This is a genomic window from Variovorax sp. FG153 (assembly GCF_057809595.1).
Genome location: NZ_JBMDKG010000018.1, coordinates 118,119 through 144,413, shown reverse-complemented (window position 1 = coordinate 144,413; position 26,295 = coordinate 118,119). Strand labels below are relative to the sequence as shown.

Below are 26,295 nucleotides of genomic sequence, written 5' to 3'. Positions count from 1 at the left end.
CGCCGGTCCGGAGACCGACAAGGTGCGCGGCAAGTTCGACATCGGCGTGACCTCCAGAGAAACGAGGTCGCGCAGTGTGCAAGCGCCAACGCGTTTGCACTGCGAACAATGGTTGCGCCGGCGCCACCCGGCGAGAGGCGGGCCTCAGCGCGCGGCAGTACCGCCCAGCTGCCGCACCTGGTCCGCGTAGACCTTCTCGATGCGCTGCAGCCGCTGTTCGCGCGCGGCCTCGTTGACCCACTGCGCGGCCATCGCGCGCTGGCGGCCGAGCTGGCGGTCGAGCCGGGCCTGCGGCAGCAGCGCGCCGTCGTCGGCCGCCGCATAGCCGAAGCCGGCGCGCAAGGTCTTGAGCACCTCGCGCTCGGCATCGGCGCGCGCGCCCTTGCCCTGGCCGTAGCTGGTCAGGAAGGACTGCAGCCGGGCCTGGAACTCGGGCGGCCAGTCGCGCCGCACCACCATCGGCGCGCCCGGCGGCGGCTGCGACTCCCACACCACCTGCAGCCGCTCGGCCTCGACCGGGAACTGCTCGCGGAAGCGCTCGAAGTCGGTCGTGTTGTTGGTCGCCACGTCGGCATCGCCGTTGGCCACCGCCAGCGCGGTGGCCTGGTGGGTGTCGACGATCTCGCTGCGAAAGCGCGTTTCCATCGCGATGTGGTTCGGCAGGAACAGCTCGCTCTGCGGCACCTGGAAGCCGGTCACCGAACGGCTGTCGCCGCGCGCGAGCCGCCACTGCTCGGGTTTGGCGAGCAGCGCCTCGAGGCTGTTGAAGGGCGGCGCCTTGCGCATCAGCAGCACGGCGCGGTGCTCGGGCATGCCGGGGCGGCGCGCGATCTGCGCGATCACCTTCATGCGGCCCTGGGTCACGGCATCGAGCGCCATCTTGGCCGACAGGAAGGCCATGTCGATCTCGTCGCGGCCGATGGCGCGGTCGAGCTCCTCGTACGAGGAGACCGAGTAGGCGCTCACGGGCACGCCGATGGCACGGCCGAGGTCGGCCAAGAGCGGCGTCCACAGCGCGCGCGACTCGACCGCGCCGCCCAGCGGCAGCACGCCGAAGCGGATCCCCTTGACGGGCGCCGGCTGCGTGGCCAGCGCGGCGGGCGCCACGGCGCAGGCCAGCACGGCGAACAGCGCCAGCCACGCGGCGCGCAGCCAGGCGATCAAGGCGAGACGTCCTTCAGCACGCCGACCTGCTCGGCATAGCCGCTGTCCAGCCGCTGCAGCCGGGCCTGGCGCGCGGCGTCGTTGACCCATTGCGCGGTCTTCGCGTTCTGCGTGGCGAGCTGGTAGGCCAGCTTGGCGGCGGGCAGCAGCGAGCTGTTGTCGGCCGGCACGAAGCCCGCGAGGTCGTGCAGCGACTTCAGCACCACGCGCTCGGCATCGCCGCGCGGCCCCTTGGCGCGGCCGTAGGCCACGAGGAAGGCCTGCACCCGCTGGCGCAGCTCGGGCGGATAGTCGCGCCGCATCACGATCTGCGCATGCGGGATCAGCTCCGACTCCCACAGCACCTGCAGCCGGCCGGCCTCGGCCGGGAAGCGCAGCTTGAAGCGCTCGAAGTCGGCCGTGTTGTTGGTGGCGACGTCGGCCTCGTTGTTGGCCACGGCCAGCGCCGTGACCTGGTGCGTGCCCACCACCTCGCTCGCGAAGCGGGTCTCCATGGCGATGTGGTTGGGCAGGAAGAACTGCAGCTGCGGCACGATGAAGCCCGACACCGACTGCTTCTCGCCGCGCGCGAGGCGCCAGCGGTCGGGGTCGGCCAGCAGGCCCGCCAGCGTGTTGAAGGGCGGCGCCTTGCGCGCCAGCAGCAGCGCGCGGTAGCCGGGCAGGCCGTCGTGCCGCACCACCTGCGCCACCACCTTCATGCGGCGCTGGCTCACGGCGTCGAGCGCCATCTTCCCCGACAGGAAGGCCATGTCCACGTCGTCGCGCTGGATCGCCTGCTCGAGCGCCTCGTACGAATTGACCGAGAGCACCGCCACCGGCCGGCCGAGCGCGCGGCTGAGCTCGGCCAGCAGCGGATCCCAGTCGCTGCGCGATTCGAAGGCGCCGCCCAGCGGCAGGATGCCGAAGCGCATCGGCGCGGCCTCGGCGCCATGGCCGCCCGGGGCCGTGAAGCCGCCTTTGACGGTCTGGGCCGGCGTGGACTGGGCCGAGGGCGGGATGTTCGAGACCGAGGGCAGCGAGGGCGCCGCCGGGCCCTGCGCCATCGCGGCCCAAGGCAGCGAGGCGCCCAGCAGTACCGCCGCCAGCCAGCGCCGCCAGGCGGGGCGACGGATACCGGTGGGCTCGGAGGGGCCTGGGGAACAGCGCAGGAAAGCCGGCATATTTGGACGGGCGAGGACGGCCGCAGCGAACCGGCCGGTCTAACATGGCGAAGCGGACGCCATTAGATATCAACCAGAAGCAGTTTTCGTGATGTTTTTCCCGTCTTCCCTGCCTCGCACGGCCTCCGTAGGCTCGGTCGCCATGCCCTTCCCGCGTCCATGAACTGGAACTTCGCCGTCGTCCGCGGCCTGGCAAGGCTCACTTTCGCGCAGCAGCTGATCCTGCTGGCGATGCTGCCGGCCATGGTGGCGACGCTGGTCGCGATCACGGTGCTCACGCGCCAGCACCTGGACAACCTCACCGAACTGATGCGCGCCAATGCGCAGACGGTGGCGCTGCAGGTGGCCACGGTGGCGCAGGCGCCGATCGTGCGCATGGACCGGCGCGCGCTGCAGCGCACCGCGCAGTCGGGCACCTACCAGCCGCACGTGCAGCAGGTGCAGATCTGGTCGGAGGACGGCGAGATCGTGGCCAATTCCGAGACCATGGACCGCGCGCGCGGCGAGGGCCTGCAGGTGGTGGTGCCGATCGTCGGCGACGACGGCCGCGCCAGCGGCAAGGTGATGGTCGAGATCAGCCTCGGCGCGGTGCAGAACGCGCGCCGCTCGGTCTGGCTCAACGTGGTGCTGGTGCTCGGCGCCAGCCTGGTGGGCGTGGGCCTGGCCGGCTGGTGGGCGGCGCGCCGCATCAGCGAGCCGATCCGCGCGCTCGGCAAGGCGGTCGACCGGCTCGGCGCCGGCGAGGCCGCGAGCGTGACGATCGAGGGCACCTCCGAAGTGCAGCATCTGCAGCGCGGCTTCAACGAGGCCGCGCGCGCGCTCGCCGAGAGCCACCGGCTGCTGCAGAGCCGCATCACCGAGGCCACGGCCGAACTGGCGCGCAAGAACCAGCAGCTCGAGGTCGCGAGCCAGGCCAAGACCCGCCTGCTGGCCGCCGCCAGCCATGACCTGCGCCAGCCGCTGCACGCGCTCACGCTGTTCTCCGACGGCCTGGCCAACGGCGAGACCGATCCGCTGCGGCTGCAGCGCATCGGCCACATCCGCGAATGCGTGGACTCGCTCGACCGGCTGTTCTCCGAGCTGCTGAACCTCTCGCAGCTCGACGCCGGCGTGCTGCAGCCGCAGTGGGTCGACTTCCCGCTCGACCGGCTGTTCGACGAGATCAGCCGCAACTTCCGCCCGGTGGCCGAACAGCAGGGCCTGCGGCTGGTGGCGCGCAAGACCGACCTGTGGGTGCGCTGCGACTACGTGATGCTGTCGCGCATCCTCAACAACCTGGTGTCGAACTCGCTGCGCCACACGCTCGAGGGCGGCGTGCTGATCGGCGCGCGCCAGCGCGGGCGCGGCGTGCGCATCGACGTGGTCGACACCGGCGTGGGCATCGCGCAGCAGCACCAGGCGCGGGTGTTCGAGGAGTTCTACCAGGTCGAGCCCTCGGGCCGCCAGGCCTCGCGCGGCACGCGCGGCATGGGCCTGGGACTGGCCACGGTGCAGCGGCTGGCCGAGCTGCTCAACACGCGCGTGGAGCTCAGTTCGCGCGTCAACAGGGGCACCTGCGTGCGCGTGCTGGTGCGCTCGGCGCCCGCGGGGCTGCCCGCGCCGGCCGCGGCCGCGCAGCCCGTGCTCGAGAACGACGCGCACTGCCTCGCCGGCCTGCGCATCCTGGTGATCGACGACGAGCGCACCATCCTCGAAGGCCTGACGGTGGTGCTGTCGAACTGGGGCGCCGAGGTGCTGGCCGCGCAGACCCGTGCCGAGGCGCTCGCGATGGCCGACACCTGGCCCGTGCCGCCCGACGTGGTGGTCAGCGACCTGCTGCTGCAGGGCGGCGACAACGGCCTGGACGTGATCGCCGCGCTCGAACGCCATCCGCGCGGCATCGGCATCGGCACCGCGCGGCTGCTGGTCACCGGCGAGACCAAACCCGACCGCCTGCGCGAGGTGCAGAGCGCGGGCATCACGGTGCTCTACAAGCCGGTGTCGCCGCGCGTGCTGCGCCAGGCGATCCTCGCGCAGCGCGCGGCCGCGGCGCGGGCCGTGCAGGCCTGAGAACGCGCCGGGCAACGGGCTTCGGTGGCGATACGCCATCGGAGATAGGCCAAGCGGCCGTTGCCGCGTGAACTTCCTCACAGCCCGGCAGGGTGCGCGCCGCGGGCATAAGCCCTCCGCCTTATCGCGCGAAGGGGGGCGCTTCCGTACATTGAACCATCGCCCCCCAGTGGCAGAAGCCTTCATGTCCGTCGCCGCGAACCCCTCTCCCATCCTCCCCTGCACGACCCGGTTGCTGCGCGGCGCCACGCGTGCGCTGCTGGCCTTCGCCGCGCTGCTGGGCGCCGCGCTGTCGTCGGCCGGCGGCTTCACGGTCCTGATGGGCGACGACCTCGCCGCGCATGCCGAATTCGTGCAGCAGTTGCGCCAGGGGCTGGACCCCGCGAGCCGCTTCGAGCTGGTGCGGCTTTCTCCAGGCGCGCCCAATGCCTCCGACAGCGCGGCCGCCGAGCCCGGCGACGTCAACGTGAGCGTGCGCACGCGCAGCATGCGGCCCTCGATCTCGAGCGCCGACGGCGGCTCGCTGACCATGGCGGTGGGTGCAACGGCCGCGCGCGCCGCCATCGAGCGCCCGGGCCAGGAACCGCTGGTGCTCGCGATGCTGAGCCGGCTCGACTACGAGGGCCTGCGCGCCAGCCCCGCGCTGCGCCGCGCCGATCGCCGCGTCGGCGTGCTGCTGCGCGACCCGGCCATGGCCGACCAGCTCGCGCTGGTGGGCGCGGTGCTGCCGGCGCAGCGCCATCGCCTCGGCGTGGTCGCCACGCCCGAATCCGAACCGCTGGTGCGCGACCTGCAGCGCGCCGCGCAGGCACAGCCCGGCGGCGGCTGGGACCTGCAGGTGGAGTACACGCCCGACGCGCGCTCGCTCGCCACCGCGCTGCGCGCCGTGGTGCCGCGCAGCGATGCGCTGATGGTGCTGCCCGACCTGATCGGCGACAACCAGGCCGCCACGCTGTCGGTGCTGCGCGCGGGCGCGGGCGCCGGCCTGCCGGTGTTCGGCGCCAGCGAGGGCCTGGTGCGCTCGGGCGGCCTCGCGGCCGCGGTCTCCACGCCGGCACAGCTCGCGCAGCAGGCGCGGCTGCTGGCGCAGAAGGTCGCGGGCGGCGCCGGCGCGGGCGGTGGCGGCAATCCGCTGGTGGAGGCCGCGACGCCCGCCACCGTGCGCATCAATCCCACCGTCGCGCGCGGACTCGGGCTGCGGCTGCCCGAGGAACGCGAACTGACCGAGCGCCTGACCGCCACGCGATGAGCGCCACCCGGCCGCCCGAGGGCGCGGATTCCAGTTCGGCCGTGCCCCCCATCGCCGGTGCCCTGGTGGTGCGCGGCAACCTGCAGCGCGACCTGTTCCGCCTCGGCGTGGTGCCCTGCGTGGCGGTGGCGCTCGCGCTCACCGCCTGGTTCACCCACAACCGGCTGCAGACGCTGGAGGCCGCCTTCGACGCCGAGGGCCAGGCGGTGGCGCGCCAGGTGGCGGCCATGTCCGACCTGAGCCTCTATGCCGGCGACCTGCCCGCGCTGCAGAACGTGGCCAATGCCGCGCTGCGCGGCGGCCAAGTGATGCGCGTGGAGATCAGCAACAGCGCCGGTGTCTACGTGACGGCCGGGCCCAAGGCCGGCTCGCTCGCGCAGCTGCGCATGTTCACCGCGCCGGTCACGCTGCGCGAGGCCTCGCGCGCCAGCGCCTTCGCGCCCGCGGGCTCGACCGCCGCGGGCGAGACGCCGGTCGGCCTGGTGCAGACCTTCCGCGACACCACCGCCTATTCGCGCGAGCGCACGCGCTCGCTGCTCGCGGGCATCGGCATCGCGATGGTGGCGCTGCTCGCGGCCTGGGCCTCGGTGCGCCACATGGCGCGCACGGTGGCGCGGCCGCTGCGCCGCGTGTCGCGCACCGTGGCGGCGCTCGAGGCCGGCCATTTCGAGATGCGCTGCGGCGTGGTCGAGGGCGGCTCGCGCGGCACGCACGAGCTGGCCATGCTGGCGCACGACATCGACCGCCTCGCCGAGCGGCTGCAGCACAACCGCCAGGTCAGCGAGGAGCGCGTGCGCGAGGCCACCGCGGTCGCGCTGCAGCGCATGGCCGAGGCCGAGCAGGCCGCGCTGTCGCGCGCGCGTTTCCTGGCCGCCGCCAGCCACGACCTGCGCCAGCCGCTGCATGCCATGGGCCTGTTCATCGACGGCCTGCTGCCCGGCGCGAGCGAGGCACAGCGCCCGGCCGTGCTGCGGCTGCAGGAGAGCACCGAGTTCATGGGCGTGCTGCTCGACGACCTGCTCGAGATCTCGCGGCTCGACGCGCAGGTGCTGACGCCGGCCATCGCCAAGGTCTCGCTGGCCGCGCTGTTCGACCAGCTCGACGCGCAGCACGCGGCCAGCGCCGGCGAGCTGCGCGTGCGGCTGCGCTGGAGCGACCGCGGCCTCGCGGTGCGCAGCGACGCGGCGCTGCTCAAGCGCATCGTCGGCAACCTCGTGAGCAATGCGCTGCGCCACGCGCCCGCGGGCGGCACCGTGCTGGTGGCCGCGCGCCGCGCGCGCAGCGGCCCCGACGGCGGGCGCGGCGTGCGCATCGAGGTGCGCGACAACGGCGTGGGCATCGCGCCGATCCACCAGCAGCGCATCTTCGAGGAGTTCTACCAGGTGGCGAACACCGAGCGCGACCGCCGCCGCGGCTTCGGCCTCGGCCTCGCGATCTGCGCGCGCATCGCCACCCTGCTGGGCACGCGCATCGCGCTGCGCTCGGCGCTCGGCGCCGGCAGCACCTTCGCGCTGACCCTGCCCGCGGCCAATGCCGCCGACATCGCGCCGCCGCAGCCGGCGCCGCCCGCGCCCGCGCCGCTCGCGGGCCTGCGCTGCCTGGTGGTGGACGACGACCCCGCCATCCTCGACGGCAGCCGCGCGCTGCTCGAGCAATGGGGCTGCCAGGTCGAATGCGTGGCCACCGGCGCCGAGGCGATCGCGCGGCTGGGCACCGGCGACATCCCCTACGACGCCGTGCTGTGCGACCTGCAGCTGCCCGGCGACACCGACGGCATGGACGTGATCGACGCCGCCAAGCGGCTGCAGCCCGAGGCGCTCGCGGTGCTGGTCTCGGGCGCCACCGGGCCCGATGCGCTGCAGCGGCTGCGCCACAGCGGCGCGACGCTGTTGACGAAGCCGGTGGCACCGGCGAAGCTGCGGGCGCTGCTGTCGACGCGGCGGCATGCGCAGCCCGCATGAACACCGTCATTGCTCCACCACGATGCTGCCCATCGACGCCCTGAAAGACATCCGTCCCTTCATCGCCACGCCCAGCTACAGCGGCGCGATGACCAGCGACTACGTGCGCAGCCTGCTCGGGCTGGTCAACCTCGCGTGGCGCCACGGCTTCCCGATGCAGACGCGCTTCCTCGACGGCGACAGCCTGATCCCGCGCGCGCGCAACCGGCTGGTGGCCGAGTTCATGGCCGACAGCCGCTGGACCCACCTGTTCTGGATCGATGCCGACATCGGCTTCGAGCCCGAGGCCGCGCTGCGCCTGCTGCTGGCCGGCCGCGCGGTGGTGGCCGGCGCCTATCCGCACAAGAACGACGGCTGGCCGCGCGCCGGGCTCGCGCAGCCGCTGCCCGCGGGCAGCACGCGCGAGGACTTCGAGGCGCGGCACGCGGTGTTCCCGGTCAACCTCACGGGACCCGAGGTGGCGGCGCGCGTCGACGCCGACGGCTTCGTCGAGGTGCTCGACGCGCCCACCGGCTTCATGCTGATCGAGCGTTCCGTGTTCGAGCGGCTCGCGCAGGCCCTGCCCGAGCTGCGCTACACGCCCGACCGCATGGAGGACGAGGCGGCCGCGGCCTGGCCGCACCACCGCTTCTTCGACGTCTGGGCCGAGCCCGGCAACGGCCGCTACCTCAGCGAGGACTTCGCGTTCTGCCGCCGCTGGCAATCGATCGGCGGCCAGGTCTTCGTCGACACGCGCTCGCGCCTCACGCACACCGGCACGCGCGTCTACCGCGGCGACTACGCGCGCTCGCTCGCGGCCAGCGCCGGGCCGTCGGCCTGACGCAGACCGGCCGGCAAGGTCTCCAGGTCGTAGCCGCGATCGGGCGCGATCTTCTCGAGCCGCAGTCCCGGCCCCTCCTCGGCGAGGTAGTCGTAGCCGATGGCCTGCCAGCGGTGCCCGGGATCGAGTTGCCGATAACGGTCGCGCCGCGCGATGCGGTCCTCGCGCCGGATCATGCGCAGGTGGTAGAGCCGGAAGTAGCTGCGGAACATCCGGCCATGCTGCGCGACCGCGTCGGGATACCAGGGCCCGTGCAGCGCGGGTGCCGCGTCGTAGGCGATCTCGCGCGGCAGCCGGAACAGGCACACGCGCGACTTGGCGCCCCAGGGGCCGTCGTCGCGAAAGCGGTCGGGCGCATCCCAGAGTTCGCGCACCGCGAGCGAGAGGCAACCGAGTGGCGTGTCGGACAGCGAATCGACGATGGCGCCGAGGTGCTGGAGAAACAGGCGCTCGTAGCGCTCGTCGGCATCGCAGACCAGCACCCAGCCCGCGCCATGGCGCCGCGCGCCCTCGAGCAGCCGGCGCCTGTTGTCCGGCTCGTTCCAGTCGCCGCCGGGCGGGTTCGACAGCAGCTCGAGCAGCTTGGGTTCGCGTTGCAGGATGCGCGCGGTGTCGTCGGTCGAGCCGTCGTCGAGCGCGATGAAGCCGTCGACATGGTCGCGCAGGTGGTCGAGGCAGCCCTCGAGCAGCCGCGCCTCGTCGCGCAGCTGCAGCACGCAGACGATGCGCGGCCGTGCTGCCAGCGGCTTCGGCGGCTCGGCGCTGCAGCGCGGGCAGAAGTAGTGCGGCGCCGGTTCGTGGTGCAGCATGCGCGCGCAGAGCTCGCACTGGCGGCGCGAGCCCATCGCGAACACGGGCGCGGGTTGCAGCCACGCGGGCACGGCCCCGGCATCGGCCGGCGGCGCGTCGTCGCGGGCGATGCGCGCGAAATCGCGCCCCCAGTCCTCGCCGTTCGCGCGCGCCTGCGCGGGCGTGCACTTGCGCCAGTCGTTGTCGGGATCGAACTGCTCGGCACCGTCGCGCGTCTCGAACGACAGGTGCAGCAGCTTCAGTTCGGCGCAGGCCGATAGCCGCCAGCCCGCCATCTCGAGCCGCACGCGGAAGTCGTCGTCGTCGCCGCCCCAGCCGGCGAAGGACTCGTCGTAGCCGCCGACCGCCTCGAAGGCCTCGCGCGGGCCGCACAACGAGCCATAGAAGGTGCGCAGGAACAGCGCCTCGGGCACCTGGCGCGCGAACAGGACGGGCAGCGGCCCGTCGATCGCGTCGAAGCGCGCGAAACCCACGCGGCCCAGCACCACGCCGCGCTCGACCGCCAGCGCAGCCTGCAGCGCCAGCGCGGGTGCGTCGTCCACATAGGCCGACTCGGGCGAATGCACGAGCACGAAGCGGCCGCGCGCATGGCGCACGCCGACGTTGATGGCCCGGCAGGGCGGGCGCCAGCCATGCGGCCGGTCGTTGACGACCACGCGCCAGCACACCGTCTCGAAGCGCGCGAGCAGTTGCAGCAGGCCCTGTTCCTCGGCCGGTTCGTCGAGCGCGATCACCACCTCGATGCCGGGACGCGACCAGTGCGGCGCGTTGAGCGCGGCCACGCGCTCGAACTCCGCGAGCTTGCGATAGAACGGCAGCACCACGCTGAGCATCATGCGGTCCGCCTCTCGGCGATCGGCGCGATGGCGCAAGACAAGGGAGACAATGGCAGGACCTGCTTCATCCCCGCATCATGAACGGTTGCTTCATCAATCTGCAACGCAGTGGCGATCGCCGCACGGCCATGGAAGCGCAGCTGCGCGCGCTCGGCATCGAGGGCGTGGCGCGCTTCGAGGCGATCGACGCAGCCACCCTGCCCGCGGTGGGCCCCGATGCCGCCACCAGCGCCGGCGAACGCGCCTGCTTCCTCTCGCACGCACGCGCGCTCGAGGGCGCGCCGCCCGATGACTTCTTCCTGGTGCTCGAGGACGACGCCCTGCTGAGCCGCGCGCTGCCGCCGCTGCTGCGGCCCGAGGCGCTCGCGCAGCTCGCCGACCGGGACCTGGTGTTCCTCGAATGCCTGCCCTACACCTCGGCCCACAGCCTGCTCGCGCTGTGGCGGGCGCTGAAGAAGCAGCTGCCCGCCGACCCGGCCGCGCCGCGCGATGCGATCGCCGGCATCGAGGTGCTCGACGCGCGCGGCCTCTACAACTGGGGCGCGGTCGCCTACCTTGCCACGCCGAAGGGACTGCGCGCCCTGCCGCCGCTGCTGCGCGAGGCGCTGGCCGAAGGCCCCGCGCAGGCCTTCGACATGGCCTTGAACCGCTGGGTGGCCGAGGGCCGCCTGCGCGCGGCGGTGCTCGCCCCCTTCCTCGCCACGCCGCGGCTCGAGAGCCATGCGCACAGCACCATCGACGACCGGCCGCGCGCCGCGGAGAACGACGCGCTCGGCGGCGCGCTGCGCCGGCTGTTCTTCGCCGGCCCCATCGACGGGCTCGAGGCCCATGTGGCCGGCTACCGCCACGCGGCGCTGACCGACGATCCGCAGCTGCGCCTGCTGGCCGACCTGATGGCGCAGCTGTTCGTCATCACGGCGCGAGACGCCTAGAAATCGGCGCAGCCGTTGCGCCGCTCGGTGTTCACGCAGCTCAGCAGGTTCGGCCGCGAACGCACGCGCGACCATTCGCGCGCCAGCACGTCGCCGCCCTGCGCCGCGCGGTCGCCATCCAGCGGCCCGGTCGCCACGCAGATCGGCGCCTGGCCGATGTTGCGGTCGTAGAGGTAGGTCGAGGGCTGGTCGCGCACCACGTCCACCGAGGGCAGCTCGGGCCGCTCGAGGAAGACGAAGGGCGGTGGCGGCGGCGCCACCGGCGGCGGTGGGGGCGCGGGCGGCGGCGGCGGCCCCGGATCGACGCGCAGGTTGCCCGGCACCACCTGGATCGCATAGCCGGCCGCCGAGGCGAAGGCGCCGTCGATCGGATAGTTGCCCGGCGGGCTCGAGGCGTTCGCGCTGGTGCCCGGCGTGCCGCTGAAGCTCGAGGCGTTGTCGCCGAGGATCAGCCCGCTGACGCTGTAGGTGAAGGTGGGGTTGGGCGCGCCTTCCTGGCGCGAGGCATTGCCCACGGTCACGATCGCGGTCGGCTGCTGCGCGTAGATGAAGTGGTTGTCGGTGGCCGGCACCGTCACCGTGCACAGGCCCAGGTAGGCACAGTGGTAGAGGTTGGGCAAGGGGCCCGAGCCCGCGAGGCCGCCACGCGTCTCGCCGATCCAGGTGTCGGCCCAGACGCGCCAGGTGCCGGCGCCGATGGTGAAGCTGCCCGGATTCTGGAAGCGCGCCGCCGCCACCAGGTCTGCGCTGGTGCTCGCGTTGACGCTGGTGCCCAGCGTGAGGTCGCCCGCGAGCGTGCGCACGAACACCGTGCCGGCCGACATCGAGGTGGTGGCCGTCGGCGCGAGCTGGTTGGTCGCGGCGTCGAAGCCGTTGACGCTCAGCGCGCCGACGGTCACGGCGTTCGCGTCGACGTAGGCGAAGCCGCCCTCGGCACCGCCGCTCACGGTCGCCACGTTGTTCGCGGGATTGCGCAGGTCGACACCCGCGCCGCTCGAGCGCGCGAGCAGCCCGGTGGCGGTGATCGCGCCCGCGGCCGACTGCGTGATGTTGCCGTCGGACAGCAGGCCCAGTTGCGAGGCGCCGACCGTACCGTTGAGCGCGATGTTGCCGCCCGCGTCGTTCTGCAGGGTGAGCGCGCCCGGCGTGGCGATGGCGCCGGCCACCGTGATGTCGGCCGCATGGGTGGCGCTGCCCGCCACGATGGTGGGTGCGGCGAGGCGCGCGAACTCCGCGCTCGAGACCGAGTAGCCGCCGGTGCCCGCGCCGCCCAGCACGATCGGCGCATTGGTGCTGTCCGACACCGCGAAGTTGGCGTCCATGCCGCCGGGCCGCAGGTTGATCGCGGTGGCCGCGCTCACCGGCGTGCCGATCACGATCGCGTCGGTGCTGCCGTCGTTGACCGCGCGCAGCACCAGGTTGCGGCTGCTCTGCACCACCGGCGCCGCGCCGGGCACGCTGGGCGAGCCGCCGGCCTCGATCGAGACGCCGCTGCCGCCGTTCTGCGAGCGGCCCGTGATCTCGATGTCGCCGCCGCCGGTGGTGACGATGCGCGCACCGTTTTCCAGCCGCACGCCCGAATCGGGCGCGGCCGCGGGCACGGTGGTGTCGTTGTTGAAGTTGTAGCCGCGCAGCGCGATGCTGCCGCTGCCGGTGGTGATGCTGCTGCCGCCGTTGACCAGCACGCCGTGCGCCGCCGCGAAGGTCGACGAGGCCTGGCGCCGCGCCACGCCCTGCACCGTGACGTTGCCGCTGGTGGTCGAGATGGTCGAGGGCGTGCGGCCGTCGGTGATGACCACGCCGCTGTTCCAGTCGGCCGAGCTGCCGCGAATGTCGACGTTGCCGGTCGACGTCGCGATCTGCGCGCCCGCCAGCGTCACGTTGCCGCCGGCGATCTGCACCGCGCCGCCCGCGCCGGCATCGGTCTGGCCCACGCGGGTGTCGATCTGGCTGTCGACCAGCGTGACGTAGCCGGTGGGCGCGCCGGGCTGGCCGCTGTAGAGCGTGACCGCGCCGCCATCGGTCTGCACCGAGGCGCCATTCATCTGGATGAAGCCGCTGGTGGGGCCGCCATCGCCACGCGCATTCATCGTGACGCTGCCGCCGCGCGTGGCGATGGTGCCGTTGTAGCTGATCGAGCCGGGCGTGGCCGAGGGCGTGCCGTCGGGATTGACGCCCGCGTTGAACAGCACGTTGAGCGGCCCGCCCTTGCCCGACGAGCGGATCACCGTGCCCAGGCCGCCCTGGATGCTGTTGCCCGAGGCCAGCTCGAAGCTCAGCGGGCCGAAGGCGGCGGTGTAGTCGATCAGCGCGTTGTTCGCGAGCGTGATGCTGCCCGCGCCCGGCCCGCCGGTGCCGGTGGTGATCTTCACGCTCGCGCCGCCATTGAGCGCGGCATTGATGTCGCCGTCCTGGATCGTGGAGTTGGTGACGGCATCGAAGGGGTTGGTCGGCAGCGTGCCGGCCGCCGCGCCATTGACGATGGTGACCGCATAGGGGTCGATCAGCCACTGGCCCGCGGTGCCGGCCGGCGCGCCCGCGTTGACGCGGATGCCGGTCAGGTCGAACTGCGTGCCCGAGGTCTCGACGAAGCCGCCGTTGCCGCCCGTGCTGCCGCCGCGCGCCGACAGCGTGCCGTGCGCGCGCAGGCTGTCGCCCGCGAGCAGCCGGATGTCGCCGCCGTTGCCGCTGGCCGAGGTGCTGTCGGCACGCAGGGTCATGCCCGTGGCCAGCGCGAGCATGCCGCCGGTCTTGTCGCTGACCGTCGATTCGAAGCGGATGCTGCCGCCCGTGCCCGCGCCGCTCGCATCGGCCAGCGTGCCGGTGGCGCCCGCGAGGCCGCCGCCGTAGATGTTGCGGCCGGTGACGGCGATGGCGCCGCCGGCGACGTTGTTGCTCGCGGTGCTCAGCAGCGCATCGGCCTGCGCGCCGCGCTGCAGCAGCACGTCGCCATTGCCGCCGACGATGTTGATCTGGCCGCCTTCGGCGCGCAGGCCCTGGCCGGCGCCGCTGGCGCGGATCCACACCGCCGTGGGCGTGAAGCCTTCGTTGATGCCCGCCGGCGGTGGCGTCGGCACGCCGTTGAAGTCGTAGGTCAGGCCCGCGCTGCCGGCGGTGCCGACGATGTCGATGCGCCGGCCCTGCCCGGCCGCGATGCCGGTGTCGCCGATCAGCACGCCGTGCGAGGCATTGATGGTGGACGAGGCCGAGAGCTTGGCGAAGCCGGGATCGGCCAGCAGCGCGCCGAGGTCGGCGCCCTTGCCTTCCACGCGCGCATTGCCGCCGGTGACGATGTCGGTGCCCGCGAGGCGCACGCCCGCGCCGCTGGCGCCGAACTGCAACCGCTCCACGTCCTCGCCCGCGGTCCAGCCGCGCGTGCTGCCGCGCACCGTCACGTCGCCGCTGGCCGAGGCGATGCGGTTGCGCGGCCCCGGCGTGCCGCCGGAGGAGGACTGGCCCATCGCCACGCCGGTGGCGGCCAGGCCGCCCGTGCCATCGACGGTGATGGCGCCGCTGCCGCTGATCAGCTCGGTGCTCGCGAGCAGCACGCCGGTGCTGCCGACCAGGTAGGAGCTCGAGAGCACGGTCTGGCCCGCGCCGCGCAGGCTGATCTCGCCGCCCTGCGCGCAGCTCGCGGCGCCCATGGCGCAGGTCGAGATGCGCCCGCCGGTCACCTGCACGCCGGCACTGGAGAAGGGCAGGCTGGAGAAGCTGACGTTGGCATAGCCGAGCGCGCGGCCGTTCTGCGCGTCGCCCTGGCCATAGAAGCGCACGTTGCCGCCATTGGTCTCGATGACGGCGTCGGTCATCTGGATCGGCGCGATGCGCGCCGCGCCCTCGCCGACGATCGGCGCGTCGCCGGCCGGCAGCGCGGGGCCGTTGGCATCGGCGTTGAAGTCGACGTGGAGCGCGCCGGTCTTCGACTGGATGGTCGAGCGCTCGAGCATCGCGATGCCGGTGGCCGAATCCACGCGCAGCGAGGCATTGCCGCCCTCGTTCTTGACCACCTGGGCCGCGGTGTCGAACACCACGCCGAAGATCTCCTGCCCGCCCTCGGCATTGGCCGCGCCGCTCGCGAGCGTGACGTCGGTCCCCTGGCCGAGCGCGCGGCCCAGCGCCTGCGAACTGATCGGGCTGGAAGCCATGCCGCCGGCGCTGGGATAGCTGCCGGGGTCGTAGTTCGGCGCCTCGGACGTGACCACGATCTGCTTGTTCGAGTTGAGCGTCCACTTGCCGTTGGCGCCGCCGTTCGCGCCGCCCGCGGCCGACAGCGCGAGGTCGCTGCCGACCTGGATCGCATCGGCGCTGGTGGTGATGCTGCCGCCAGCGCCCGAGCCGGCGCCCTTGGCCGACAGCGTGCCCGACAGGTGCATGCCGAGCCGGGTGGCCGGCGGCGCCTCGCTGCCGGTGCCGGGCAGCGCGCCGTAGCTCGCCTCCTCGATGCGGATCTCGCCGCCCGCGGCATTGCCGGCGCGGCCATCGGCACGCACCACGGCCCCCGACGCCAGCAGCGCGGCGGGCGGGGCCGACGCGATCGACAGCCCGTTCAGCGCCTTGAGCTGCACCGAGCCGCCGCCCGCGTCGCCGCTCGCGTCGAGCAGCGCGCCATCCATCACGCGCACGCTGCCCGCCGCCACCGCGATGCGGCCACCCACCGCCGTGCCGGTGGAGGTCGCGTCGAGCGTGCCGCCCGCATGCACCTCGTTGTCGGCGCCGCCGCCGAGCACGATCTCGCCGTTCTTCGTGCCGAGCGAGCGCGCGCGCACCACGCCGGCCTGGTTCACGACCAGCTCGCCGATGGTGGTCGACTGGCCCACCATCACGACCTTGCCGCCGTCGGCCTGCACGGTGCCGGTGTTGCCGACCGAGGCGTTGGTCGCCATCGAGTCGGGTGCGATCGCGATGTTGGTGAGGCCGTCGCCCGCGAGGTCGAAGGTGATCTTGCGGCCCGAGACCAGCGCCACGGTCTGGCCGTCGGCCGTGATGGTGCCGGTGTTGCTCACGCCCGCGCCCATCAGCACCACGGGGCCGCCGGTGGCCGTGATGCCGCCGTCGTTCACCACCGTCTTGGCGTTGGCGTTCAGCCGCTCGAAGCTGAAGTTGGTCGTGCCGCCGAGGAAGTTCGCGTCGCTGGTGGTCAGGCCCAGCGTCGAGGCCACGAGCCCGCCCACGTTGACGCTGGCACCCGAACCGAACAGCACGCCGTTGGGATTGATCAGGAACACGCGGCCGTTGGCGTTGAGCTGGCCCGCGATGGTCGAGAGCTCGTTGCCGGTGACGCGGTTGAGCAGGATCGCCGAGGCGTTGGGCTGCTGGATGTTGACGATGTTCTTGGCGCCGATCGAGAACGTGGTCCAGTTGACGATGCCGCGCTGGCTGCCCTGCACGATGCTCATGATGTTGCCGGCCTGGGTCATCGAGACCATGTTGCCCGGCAGCGCCGAGGGCAGGAAGCCCGTGGGCAGCACCTGCGCCATCGCGGGCACGGCGCCCGCGCAGATCAGCGAGAACGCGACCGGCCGCAGCCGCAGGCGGCGCGCGGTGGCGCGAAGAAGAGGAGACGTGCGTTGCTTCATGGTCAGAACGCCTTTTGAACCTGGACGTACAGCCGCGGGTTGTGGCCGCCGCCGTCGGTCTGTGCCCGCGGTGTGCCGTCACGCCAGGCCAGCGTCGCGTTGATCGAGAAATTGCCCGGGCGCGACCAGCTCAGGCCGATGCCGTAGCCGCGCAGGCTGCGCGAGTTCTCGCCGTCGAAGGGCGAGGGATGGCGCGCGAGCTTGCCGCGCGCCGCGTCGTAGAACACGAAGGGCGTGAGCTCCTCGTTGACCGACCAGCGCCATTCGACGGTGCCGATCACGCCCTGGTCGGCCAGCAGTTCGCCCGAGGGGTAGGCGCGCACCGCGCGCGCGCCGCCGAGCGCGAGCTTCTCGGAAGCATCGAGGTTCTTGCTGGCCCACTGGCCGCCGATCGAGAGATAGAGCGAATGGCGCGGCACGATCGACTGCAGCCGCGAGAGCTGGAAGCTCATCTTGGTGAAGCCGCCCTCGGTCTGGCGTCCGCCGAAGGCCTGGTCGGCCGCGAGGGTCTGCGGGTCGCGGATCGACAGCGAGCCGTGGTAAAGAGTGCCGGTGCTGGCCCAGTAGCCGCCGCCGAGGACCTCGTCGCGCCGCTCCCAGGTCCAGCCCAGGCCGATGCCGCGCACGCGCTTCTTGACGTCGTAGTCGACGGCGCGGATCTCGTCGCGCAGGTCCTTGAAGTCGGCGGTCAGCCGCAGGAACAGGTTCTGCTGGCGTTGGCGGATCAGCGGATAGTTGAGCGAAAAATCGAGCACGTCGGCGCGGCCCTGCGCGTCGAGGTCGGAGAACTGGCCACCGAGGTCGTAGCTCACGCGCGCCAGGCCCATGCCGGCGCGCAGGCCGCTGGTGCCGATCGGCGCCTCGTAGGCGATGCGGCCGTACTGCAGCGCATTGCTGTCGGACACCATGACGCGCGCATCGAGGTTGTCGCCGATGCCGAAGGGGCTGAGCCAGCGCACGGTGCCGCCGAGCCGGTAGCGGCCCGACTCCTTGGTGCCGTGGTTGTCGCCCTCGGCGGTGAAGGCCCAGCGCGGCGCGGCCGCGACCTCGACCGACAGATCGGTGGTGCCGGGCTGCGTGCCCTCCTGCAGCGCCGACGACACCTTGACGCCGGGCTGGTCCGACAGCAGCAGCATCGCGCGTTCGTAGGCGGGTGCGTTGACGGCCTCGCCCGGCTGCAGCGGCGCGAGGAAGCCGCGCACGCGCGCCTCGGCGATCGGTGCCTCGGGTGCCACCAGCACGTCGACGCGGCCCAGCCGGCCCTCGATCACGCTGATCTCGACGATGCCGTCGCGCACGGTCTGCACGGGCACCACGGCCTGCGCGAGGAAGTAGCCGCGCTCCTTGTAGCGCGCGGTGATCGCCTTCGCGAGCTCCTCGAGGTCGGCCAGCGTGACGTCGCGGCCGATGTAGGGCGTGGTGATCGACTGCAGTTCCTCGTTGCTCAGCGCCTTCACGCCATTGAGGCGCAGGTCGTTGAGCTTGAAGGCACCGGTGGCGGAGGTGTTGCGCGACGGCGCGGGCAGGGTCTGCGGCGCGACACCGCCGGTGGCCTGGGCGATGGGCCGGTTGCAGCTGCCGCAGGGGTCCTGCGTGGGCAGCAGCGCGGTCTCCTCGGCCTCGGTGGCATGGGCACGCTGGGCGGCCACGAGCAAGGCGGCGCCGAACAGGGCGGAGACGGCGAGGGCGATCGGCGTGGAGCGTTGCAGGACGCGCATGGGGATGCTCCGCCGCGCATCGGGGCGCGGGCTTTTCGAGAGGTTTTCGTTTCGCATCTCAGTTATCCATTGCGCTGCGCGCCACCCGCATCGCATGAAGCGACAGACGGGGTCGAAAACGAAAGCGGACTTCCGGACGCAGAGGACGCGAAGATTTCGCGAAGGACGCAAAAGGAAGGCAAGAAAATTTTTGAATTTCTCTTTCGCGCCCTTTGCGAAATCTTCGCGTCCTCTGCGTCCGGCTGTTGGTGTTTCATTTCAGCCTCCCACCGTCAGACGCCAGTTGCCGATCAGATTGAACGGCGCCCAGAAGAAGGGATGCGACATCTTGGGATCCTTGAGCACCGCCAGTTGCCCCGCCTGCATCGCCTTCTGCAGGTCGCGGCCCTTCGCGAGTTCGCCGTAGAGCGTGCTCATCAGCACCGCCGTCGCGTCGTCCGACACCGGCCACAGCGAGGCGATCAGGCTCGAGCTGCCCGCGGAGAGGAAGGAACGCGTGAAGCCCAGCACCTCGTCGCCCTGCGCGATGCGGCCCAGGCCCGACTCGCAGGCCGACAGCGTCACCAGGGCCGTGCCCTGCATCGGCAGCTCGAGGATCTCGTGCGCCTCGAGGAAATTCTGCTTGCCGCCCTCGTTGGCCAGCAGGATGCGCGAGTACAGCGGATCGACCTCGTCGGCTTCCGCATGCGCCGCCACGTGCATCAGCGGCGAGCGCGCGGCCACGTCGCGGAACTGCGTCTTGGTGGCGGCCGCGCCCATGTAGACGCTGTTGCTCGGGAAGTACTGAGCGAGCTGCTTGACCTCGCTCTCCGCGCCCGGCAGGTCGTATTTGTCCTCGATGCGCGGATTGCCGAAGGCCGTGAGCGTGGCGTTCACGCGCGGCGTGCGCTGCGCGAGCTGCACCGCGATGCTGATCGACGGCGCCACCGCCACCGGGTGCGTCTCGATCACGTAGCGGCCGTTCAGGCGCAATGCCTGGAACGGCAGGTAGTGCAGCGGACCGTGGGGCACGATCACCAGCCGCTGGCCGGGCTGCAGGTTCAGCGGGCCGAGCAGCGCGGCGCCGAGCTTGTCGGCGTTGGTGATCGCGGTGCGGCGGCCGCGCACGATGGTGTTGCGGAAGGTCTCGACCAGTTCGTTGAGTTCCTCGCGCCTGACCGGGATCGTCTTGCTCTCGATGCCCGCGGGGCTCACCACCCACACCATCAGCCGGTCGGGCAGCGAATGGAACTGCACCACGCGCTCGTCGGCGGCCAGCGTGCGCTGCAGCGTCGCCAGGTCCACCGTGGCGGCGGCCTGCTCGCTGAGCTTGGCGCGCCCGCGCACCGCGTCGAGCAGCGCGCGCGAGCGGCTGTGCTCGCTGACCTCGAAGGCGCGGGCGCTGTCGCCCGCGTCGCTGTAGATCGCCACGCCGCGCTCGAACACCGACTGCAGGTCGGAGAACAGCCCCATCTTGAATTCTTCGCTGCGGAACTTCGCGCGCACCTTGTCCACGCCATCGAGCGCGCGGCCCACGGCCTCGGCCGCGGCCTGCTTCTGGCCCAGCGCCACCTCGCTGCGCGCCACGCCGTCCCAGGCCCAGAGCTGGTAGTAGCCGCTGTCCGCGCCGACCTGGCGCGTGGCCAGCGTGCGGTAGAGGTCGCGTGCCTCGGCCGGCTTGTTCTCGGCCAGCAGCAGCCGCGCGCGCGTGCGGTCGAGCTGCGCGGCCAGCGGTGCGTCCTTCGGCTGCGGCAGCGTGCCGATCAGTTCGCGCGCGCGCTGCGTGTTGGCCGGCGTGCCCGACTCGATCAGCGCATTGACCAGCGAGGCCTGCACCAGCGGCGCATAGCGCGGCGAGCTGTTGGCGAGCGCCTCGTCGTAGCTGAGGATCGCGCCCTCGTAGTCGGCGCGGCGCGTGCGCACGTCGCCGATCACCTTCTGCACCGGGCCCACCACCAGCTTGGGGTCGCGCGCCTCGCTCTTGAGCGCCTCGCGGGCGAACTGCTCGGCCTTCTCGAGCTGGCCCGAGTAGCTGTAGACGATGGCCAGGTCGCGGTTGGCCATGGCACGCAGGTTCGGGTCGTTGGTGGTGTTGGCCAGGTGCAGCGCCTTGCTCGCGGCGCGCACGCTCTGGCGGAACTCGCCCGACTCGGCCAGCGCCACCGCCTGGCTGCAGTACTGGTAGCCCGAGAGCTTGACGTTGTCCTGGCCGTAGAGCACCGCGCCTTCGCTGGTCAGCGCCAGCAGCGTGTCGGTGTCGGCGAGCCGGGCCTGCTCCATCTTGCTGGCCGCGGCCTCGGCGCTCGGGCCTTCCTGCGCCTGCACCGGCGACAGCTGCGTCAGCAGCACCACGCCGGCCCATCCCAGCGCCCATCCCATTCTCGAAAACCTCGCCATTGGACCCCCGCGCGCGGCCGGCATGCCCGCCTTGGCGGGCATCGACGCCGCGGAAGTGCGCGCCGTTCTGGCCTCGTGGGGAAAGTCTAGGGACGGCCCCTACCCCCGCCTATTCGCAATACGGTCTAGCGCAAATGGACTAGGGCCACGGCCTCAGAAGTTGTGCGAGATGCCGAACTGCAGCCCGCTCGAGGGCATGCCGGGCGAGCCGGCCGGCGAGGAATCGGCGACCACGTAGGCCGCGTTGCCGCGGTTGCGGATGCGCGAATAGGCCGTGTAGACCGCGGTGCGCTTGCTGAGCCAGTGCACGTAGCCGACCGCGAACTGGGTCGCGTCGTCGGCATCGAGGCCGGGGCCGCTGCGATTGGCACGCGCGGCCGACACCTTGATGACACCCGGGCCCACCGGCATGCTCGCGCCCACCATCAGGTGCACCTGGCGGTCGTTGTACGTCTGGTGGCGGTGGTAGTTGGCGTAGAGCTTCACCGGCCCGAAGTCGTAGGTGCCGCCCACGGTCGCGGTGCGGTAGACCTGCCCGTTGGCCACCGGCGTGCGGCCATAGGCGGCCGCGATGTCGAGCGGGCCGCTGGCATAGCCCAGGCGCGCGCCCGCATAGCGCATGCCCTCGGCGCCCTCGGGCATCGCGTACATCGCCTGGCCGTAGAAGCCGCCGAGGTCGCGCGGCAGGAAGTAGCCGACCGAGTTGTCGACCCGCACCAGCGTGCGCGCGCCACCCAGGCCGAACGGCCAGCCCTCGACCATCGCGGCCGAGCCGCCCACGCCCACCGTGCCGAAGGGCGAGAACTGCGAGACGTTCCAGAAGGTGGGCACGTAGTCGCGGCCCAGCCGCAGCTCGCCCCAGGTCCGGCTCGACAGGCTCAGCGTGGAGCGCCGGTGCCAGTAGACGCCCTGGTACTCGCCGGTGTCGGGCAGCAGCGCCGACTCGAGCCAGAAGCTCGCGACCAGCCCGCCCCCCAGGTCCTCGCTGCCGCGAAAGCCCAGCCGGCTCGGGAAGATGTTGCCGCCCTGGTCCATGGCGCGCACGCTCTTGCCGCCGGCCTTGCTGTAGGTGAAGTTGAGGTCGACGGTGCCGAAGACCTGCACGCTCGACTGGGCCTGCGAGAGCAGCGGCAGGGACGAAAGGAACAGGGCGGCCAGGACAGCGCGGAACGCGAAGGGGATGTTGCGCATGGGTGTCTCCGAGAAATGGGCGAGCGAAAGCCGGCGCTGCGGCCCTCGGGCCGGCGCGGCGCGGTCGAAATGGAAAAGGCTTGCGAGGTGGCGCGGGGCGAGGCCCGGCCCCGGCGCTCAGTCGATGCGGATGTTCTTGGCCTTGATGAGCTTGCCCATCGCCTCGGCCTCGCGCCGCACGATGGCGCGCGTCTCCTCGGGCGTGGTGCCCATCGGCTCGAGGCCGGCCTCGGCGATCAGCTTCTGCATCTCGGGCGACTGCGTGGCCGCGCGGATCTCGCGGTTGAAGCGGTCGACGATCTCGCTCGGCGTCTTCGCGGGCAGCCAGAAGCCGAGCCAGGTGAACACCTCCAGGCCCGGATAGCGCTCTGCCAGCGTGGGCACGTCGGGCAGCGCGGCGCTGCGCTGGCTGCCGGTGTAGGCGATGGGCTTGATGCGCCCAGCGCGGATGTTGGGCAGCGCGGAGATCGGCGGCTCGAAGCCCAGCATCACCTGGCCCGCGATCACGTCGGGCATGGCGCTCTGCTTGTAGGGCACGTGCAGCAGCTCGATGCCCGCGGCATCCTGCAGCAGCTCGAAGCCCAGGTGCGCGGTGCTGCCCGAGCCGTAGGAGGCGAAGCTCACGCGGCCCGGGTCCTTCTTCGCGAGCGCCACCAGCTCCACCAGGTTCTTCGCGGGCACCGAGGGATTGGCGACGATGAACGAACCGCCCTTGAGCGCCTGCGTGACCGGCACCAGGTCGGTCTGCGGGTTGTAGGGCAGCTTCGACAGCAGGAACGGCGTCATGGTGAACGGGTTGCTGGTCGAGAACAGGATGGTGTAGCCGTCGGGCGCGGCCTTGGCGACCGCGTCGGTGCCGATCGCCGCGAGCGCGCCGGGGCGGTTCTCGACCACCACCGGCGTCTTGAGCATCTGGCCGAGCCGCTCGGCATAGGCGCGCGCGAACACGTCCGAGCCCACGCCGGCCGGCGTGGGCGTGATGATCCTGATGGGGCGCTGGGGCCAGGCGCCGGACTGCGCCTGCGCGGCGGCGCCGGCCAGCGTCAGCGCGAGGGCGGCGCCCCACAGGGTTGCGAGTTTTCTCATGGTCTTGTCTCCGTTTCTCTTTTCTATGAATCGAATGCGCGCGGCGTCGCCGCCGGCGTGCCTGCCGTCCTGCTCTTCTTCTTTTGCTGTCCCGCCTCCGCAAACCCGATCGGTCCGCCGCGTTCCGCTCAACCGCCTGCGCGTAGCGCCAGCGGTGGATAGCTCACGTTGTCCAGCCCCGGCACCACCAGCCGCGCGGGGTCGTTGCCGTTGGCACGCAGCTGGTCGACCGCGTAGTCGACCACGCAGCCCGAGAGCAGCTGCCGCGGGTCCTCGAGCACCACGCGCAGCCGCGTATTGAGCGCGAACCAGTCGTCGGGACTCGCGATCGCGGGCATCTCGCCGACCGACTCCGTCCGCGCGTCGATGCGGGGCCGCCCCGCGGCGCCGGGCTCGAAGCGCGGATAGCCCTCGTACATCAGCGGCCCGAGTTCGCTCACCGTGCGCGTGTGGGCCCAGATCTGGCGCAGCGGCTCCTCGAAGGCGCGCACCGCCGCGAGGTCGGGCAGCTCGGCCACCTTGAAGCTCGGGCCGTGCGGCGCGATGTAGAGCCGGTCGAGCGCGAGCCGCTGGCCCGAAGCCGCGAGGATCATGGCGGCGACCGAATTGGTGGTCCAGGTCACGCCGGCCGTGGGCCGGCCCTGGCGGCCGACGATCAGCACCATGGCGCGCGACCAGTCGATCGCATGGCGGTCGAACCAGCCGATCACGCGGTGGCCGGTGTCCATGCCGACCAGGAAGAAGGTGGCGATCATCACGGCGTTCATCGGCACCGTGGCACCCGCGGCATCGCCGCGCGCCTCGATGTAGTGCTCGCGCATGTCGGCGGCGGTGAAGCTGTCGGGCTCGCGCAGCGCGCGCTCGAGGTAGCGCTCGGTCAGCGCGCACGAGTAGTCGACCAGCTGCGCGATGCGCGCCTCGCGGCCGCGGTAGGCGGGCACCGCGACGGTGTCGCGCCACAGCGCCTCGGAGTTGGCGGCGCGCGCGGCGCGCGTGCTGTCGATCAGGCGTCGGGTCTCCGCGCGCCAGAGCTCGCCCTCGGGATCGAGCTCGCGCAGCCGCAGCAGCGAGGCCACCGCGGGCCCGTGGTGCGAGATGCCCGCGAGCTCCTTGAAGCCGCGCGTGGACATGCGAAAGCCTTCGATCTCGGGCGGCCGGCCGCCGCCGGGGAACAGCACGATGTCGGTGCTGGTCGCGACGATCAGCGGATCGTGCGCGCTGGCCGCGGCGGTGCGCGCCGTCAGCGTGGCGCCGATGCTCGTGGGCCCGGCCGTGTAGGTCTCGAACAGGCGGACCAGCTCGGGGCTTTCGTGGGGTGCGTAGGTGGCCATGACGGGTCAGCCGTTGGTGGAAGCGTCGACGCGGTAGATGCGGCTGGGCGTCGCGAAGCGCACCGCCGCGCTCAGGCTGTTGGCCACCGCGAGATGCAGCGCGCCGTCGGCCTCGAAGAAGGCGGCGTCGGTGCCGCCCGAGGTCGCGAAGCGCGCGGCCTCGACCAGCCGGCCGTCGTCCATGCGGAACACGATCGACTCGAGCTCGGGGATCGGCGCCTCGCGCGTGCCGTGCAGGAAGTTGACGAGCACGAGATGCCCGCCCTCGGCGTCGCCGCGCCAGGCGAACTCGCGCCCGCCCGGGCCCGCGAGCACCTGGTGGACCGCGAAGCCGCCGTCCTGCCAGCGGTAGAGCAGCGTGTCGCCATGCAGGTTGGCGAAGGCCAGCCAGGCCTGGCCCTGGGTCTCGAAGAAGCAGAAGGCGCGGCCGCTGCGGCCATCGAGCTGCTGGAACGGTTCGAAGCGCTCGCCGTTCCAGCGCAGCAGCAGCGAGGGCACGGCATGGTCGGCATGGGCCAGCAGCCGCTCGCCGCCGACCTCGAAGAAGGCCCAGTTGTAGCCCCAGGCCGAGGGCACGTCCTGGAACGGCACGAAGCGCGCGCCGTCCCATTCGAGGAGGCACGACGACACCGGCCGCGCGGGCTGCTCGCCCGGCAGGGTCACGCCCTGCGCGAGCGCGAGGAAGTGCCGTTCGCCGATCGCGAAGTGGTGCCACTGCTTGGCCGCGAAGCCGTCGATGCGCTGGAAGGGCTCGAAGCGGCCGTCGACCAGCTCGAAGATCGTCGACGGCACGGCCAGCGTGTAGGGATCGCGCCCGCTGCGCAGGCTCGCGGTGGCGAGGAAGGCGCGTTCGCCGATGCGGAAGAACTCGGCGTCCTCGCCGCCGGGCACCGGCAGGCTGGCATGCGGCACGAAGCGCCCGCCCTCCCATCGGTACACGGGCATCTCGAGGTCGCTGTCGCCCAGCGTCATCTTCGCGGGCTGGCCCTCGACGTCGCGCGCCAGCTGCGGCACCGCGAGGTAGCGCGTGCCGCCGTGGACGAAGCCGGCCACCGCGCGCGCGCCGGTGGTGGCGAGTTCCTGGATGCAGTTCAGTTGCATGGCCGGGCTTTCGATCGTGGAGGCATCCATGGTCTCAGAACCCGAACAGCCGCGCCGGGTTGTCGGCCAGGATGCGCCGGCGCGCGGCGGCGTCGGGGATCCAGTCGCCCAGCAGGTTCAGCAGCTCGCCGGTGTCGCGCCCGCCCTCGGGAATGTGCGGCCAGTCGCTGCCCCAGATCACGCGCTCGGGCACGGCCTCGACGATGGCCTGCGCGAGCGGGCGCAGCCGCTCGTAGTTGCCGTCCTTGGCGAGCCGGTACGGGCCCGAGAGCTTGAACCAGCCGCGGCCATCGTGCACCGCGCGCAGCAGGCGGTCGAAGTCGGCGCGCGTGAGGCCGTCGCTCTCGAGCATGTAGCCCATGTGGTCGATCACGAAGTCGCTCTCGATCTCGGGCAGGAACGGGATCAGGTCGCGCACCACCCAGCCCGGCGTGTAGAACTGGACGTGCCAGCCGAGCGCGCGCGTGCGCTCCACGCTGCGCGCGATGAAGCGTTGCAGCTCGGCCGTCGGCAGGCCCGAGCGCAGGAACAGGTCGAGCCGCAGCGCGCGCACGCCGCGCGCATGCATCGCGGCGAGTTCCTCCGCCGAGGTGCCGTCCTCGACCATCGCGACGCCGCGCGCGGCATCGCCCGCGAGGTCGAGCGCATCGAGCATGCAGCGGTTGTCGGTGCCGTAGAAGCTGGGCTGCACGATCACGAAGCGCTCGAGGCCGAGCACGCCGAGCGCGGCGCGCAGCTGCGGCAGGTCGCCGTCGGGCAGCGTGTAGTGCGGCGCGGGCACGCGCGGGTAGCGTGCCTCGGGGCCGAACACGTGCACGTGCGCGTCGCAGGCACCGGCGGGCACCTCGAAGGCGGCGCGGGTCAGGGTCTGCGCATCGCGCATCGGCTTGGAAACGAGGATCTGGTCGGTCATGGAAAAGGTCGGATCGGAAATT

16 protein-coding genes are annotated in these 26,295 nt (G+C 72.4%); 5 read left to right on the top strand and 11 right to left on the bottom strand.

Annotation, left to right across the window (positions count from 1 at the left end; translation table 11 throughout):
* Positions 1-144 precede the first annotated feature (144 nt).
* Positions 145-1,164: a phosphate/phosphite/phosphonate ABC transporter substrate-binding protein gene (locus ACODT0_RS20555; RefSeq protein WP_489042167.1), complete on the bottom strand. Its 1,020-nt coding sequence runs from the start codon at positions 1,162-1,164 to the stop codon at positions 145-147.
* Positions 1,161-2,324 carry a phosphate/phosphite/phosphonate ABC transporter substrate-binding protein gene (gene phnD / locus ACODT0_RS20550; RefSeq protein ID WP_412179417.1) on the bottom strand — a complete coding sequence of 388 codons (1,164 nt, stop codon included), beginning with the start codon at positions 2,322-2,324 and terminating at the stop codon, positions 1,161-1,163. The genes ACODT0_RS20555 and phnD overlap by 4 nt, the downstream gene beginning before the upstream one ends.
* Before the next feature lie 159 nt (positions 2,325-2,483).
* Between phnD and ACODT0_RS20545 the strand changes: the two genes are divergently transcribed.
* The 4 genes from ACODT0_RS20545 to ACODT0_RS20530 all read left to right on the top strand — a co-directional run bounded on the left by ACODT0_RS20545 (position 2,484) and on the right by ACODT0_RS20530 (position 8,403).
* Complete coding sequence (locus ACODT0_RS20545; RefSeq protein WP_057593288.1) at positions 2,484-4,373, top strand: ATP-binding response regulator; 1,890 nt, start codon at positions 2,484-2,486, stop codon at positions 4,371-4,373.
* Positions 4,374-4,557: 184 nt separating this feature from the next.
* Positions 4,558-5,622, top strand: a complete 1,065-nt coding sequence (locus ACODT0_RS20540; protein WP_489042166.1) for an ABC transporter substrate binding protein — start codon at positions 4,558-4,560, stop codon at positions 5,620-5,622.
* A complete protein-coding gene (locus ACODT0_RS20535; RefSeq protein WP_261209025.1) occupies positions 5,619-7,583 on the top strand; it encodes a hybrid sensor histidine kinase/response regulator in 1,965 nt (654 codons plus the stop codon). Before ACODT0_RS20540 ends, ACODT0_RS20535 begins: the two co-directional genes overlap by 4 nt.
* A gap of 22 nt (positions 7,584-7,605) precedes the next feature.
* The gene (locus ACODT0_RS20530) at positions 7,606-8,403 is read left to right on the top strand and encodes a hypothetical protein (RefSeq protein ID WP_489042165.1); all 798 of its coding nucleotides are present in this window, start codon (positions 7,606-7,608) and stop codon (positions 8,401-8,403) included.
* Here the strand turns inward: ACODT0_RS20530 and ACODT0_RS20525 are convergent.
* Complete coding sequence (locus ACODT0_RS20525; protein ID WP_489042164.1) at positions 8,361-10,049, bottom strand: glycosyltransferase family 2 protein; 1,689 nt, start codon at positions 10,047-10,049, stop codon at positions 8,361-8,363. The genes ACODT0_RS20530 and ACODT0_RS20525 overlap by 43 nt on opposite strands.
* A gap of 77 nt (positions 10,050-10,126) precedes the next feature.
* Here ACODT0_RS20525 and ACODT0_RS20520 point away from each other — a divergent pair, with 77 nt between their 5' ends.
* Entirely contained in the window at positions 10,127-10,981 is an 855-nt protein-coding gene (locus ACODT0_RS20520; protein WP_489042163.1) for a glycosyltransferase family 25 protein, read from the top strand.
* Here ACODT0_RS20520 and ACODT0_RS20515 read toward each other — a convergent pair.
* The 8 genes from ACODT0_RS20515 to ACODT0_RS20480 form a co-directional block, all read right to left on the bottom strand.
* Positions 10,978-16,557 (bottom strand): two-partner secretion domain-containing protein, encoded by a 5,580-nt coding sequence (locus tag ACODT0_RS20515; protein WP_489042162.1) that lies wholly within the window; start codon positions 16,555-16,557, stop codon positions 10,978-10,980. The two genes, ACODT0_RS20520 and ACODT0_RS20515, sit on opposite strands and share 4 nt — an antisense overlap.
* A gap of 2 nt (positions 16,558-16,559) precedes the next feature.
* The gene (locus ACODT0_RS20510) at positions 16,560-18,275 is read right to left on the bottom strand and encodes a ShlB/FhaC/HecB family hemolysin secretion/activation protein (RefSeq protein ID WP_413761598.1); all 1,716 of its coding nucleotides are present in this window, start codon (positions 18,273-18,275) and stop codon (positions 16,560-16,562) included.
* Positions 18,276-18,533: 258 nt separating this feature from the next.
* A complete protein-coding gene (locus tag ACODT0_RS20505) occupies positions 18,534-20,633 on the bottom strand; it encodes a CHAT domain-containing protein (protein WP_489042161.1) in 2,100 nt (699 codons plus the stop codon).
* Between the two features lie 171 nt (positions 20,634-20,804).
* On the bottom strand, positions 20,805-21,842 hold the full coding sequence (locus ACODT0_RS20500) for a porin (RefSeq protein ID WP_489042160.1): 1,038 nt from the start codon (positions 21,840-21,842) through the stop codon (positions 20,805-20,807).
* Between the two features lie 117 nt (positions 21,843-21,959).
* The gene (locus ACODT0_RS20495; RefSeq protein WP_489042159.1) at positions 21,960-22,928 is read right to left on the bottom strand and encodes a Bug family tripartite tricarboxylate transporter substrate binding protein; all 969 of its coding nucleotides are present in this window, start codon (positions 22,926-22,928) and stop codon (positions 21,960-21,962) included.
* Between the two features lie 128 nt (positions 22,929-23,056).
* Positions 23,057-24,259, bottom strand: coding sequence for a DUF5624 domain-containing protein (locus ACODT0_RS20490; RefSeq protein ID WP_489042158.1), 1,203 nt, complete (start codon positions 24,257-24,259; stop codon positions 23,057-23,059).
* Between the two features lie 6 nt (positions 24,260-24,265).
* Entirely contained in the window at positions 24,266-25,360 is a 1,095-nt protein-coding gene (locus ACODT0_RS20485) for a hypothetical protein (protein WP_489042157.1), read from the bottom strand.
* Positions 25,361-25,394: 34 nt separating this feature from the next.
* The gene (locus ACODT0_RS20480; protein WP_093350769.1) at positions 25,395-26,273 is read right to left on the bottom strand and encodes an amidohydrolase family protein; all 879 of its coding nucleotides are present in this window, start codon (positions 26,271-26,273) and stop codon (positions 25,395-25,397) included.
* Positions 26,274-26,295 lie beyond the last annotated feature (22 nt).

Coding starts and splice junctions, on each gene's coding strand:
- ACODT0_RS20485 (WP_489042157.1), bottom strand. CDS start 25,360: ATGCAACTGAACTGCATCCAGGAACTCGCCACCACCGGCGCGCGCGCG.
- ACODT0_RS20525 (WP_489042164.1), bottom strand. CDS start 10,049: ATGATGCTCAGCGTGGTGCTGCCGTTCTATCGCAAGCTCGCGGAGTTC.
- ACODT0_RS20480 (WP_093350769.1), bottom strand. CDS start 26,273: ATGACCGACCAGATCCTCGTTTCCAAGCCGATGCGCGATGCGCAGACC.
- ACODT0_RS20505 (WP_489042161.1), bottom strand. CDS start 20,633: ATGGGATGGGCGCTGGGATGGGCCGGCGTGGTGCTGCTGACGCAGCTG.
- ACODT0_RS20530 (WP_489042165.1), top strand. CDS start 7,606: ATGCTGCCCATCGACGCCCTGAAAGACATCCGTCCCTTCATCGCCACG.
- ACODT0_RS20510 (WP_413761598.1), bottom strand. CDS start 18,275: ATGCGCGTCCTGCAACGCTCCACGCCGATCGCCCTCGCCGTCTCCGCC.
- ACODT0_RS20490 (WP_489042158.1), bottom strand. CDS start 24,259: ATGGCCACCTACGCACCCCACGAAAGCCCCGAGCTGGTCCGCCTGTTC.
- ACODT0_RS20535 (WP_261209025.1), top strand. CDS start 5,619: ATGAGCGCCACCCGGCCGCCCGAGGGCGCGGATTCCAGTTCGGCCGTG.
- ACODT0_RS20515 (WP_489042162.1), bottom strand. CDS start 16,557: ATGAAGCAACGCACGTCTCCTCTTCTTCGCGCCACCGCGCGCCGCCTG.
- phnD (WP_412179417.1), bottom strand. CDS start 2,324: ATGCCGGCTTTCCTGCGCTGTTCCCCAGGCCCCTCCGAGCCCACCGGT.
- ACODT0_RS20540 (WP_489042166.1), top strand. CDS start 4,558: ATGTCCGTCGCCGCGAACCCCTCTCCCATCCTCCCCTGCACGACCCGG.
- ACODT0_RS20520 (WP_489042163.1), top strand. CDS start 10,127: ATGAACGGTTGCTTCATCAATCTGCAACGCAGTGGCGATCGCCGCACG.
- ACODT0_RS20500 (WP_489042160.1), bottom strand. CDS start 21,842: ATGCGCAACATCCCCTTCGCGTTCCGCGCTGTCCTGGCCGCCCTGTTC.
- ACODT0_RS20545 (WP_057593288.1), top strand. CDS start 2,484: ATGAACTGGAACTTCGCCGTCGTCCGCGGCCTGGCAAGGCTCACTTTC.
- ACODT0_RS20495 (WP_489042159.1), bottom strand. CDS start 22,928: ATGAGAAAACTCGCAACCCTGTGGGGCGCCGCCCTCGCGCTGACGCTG.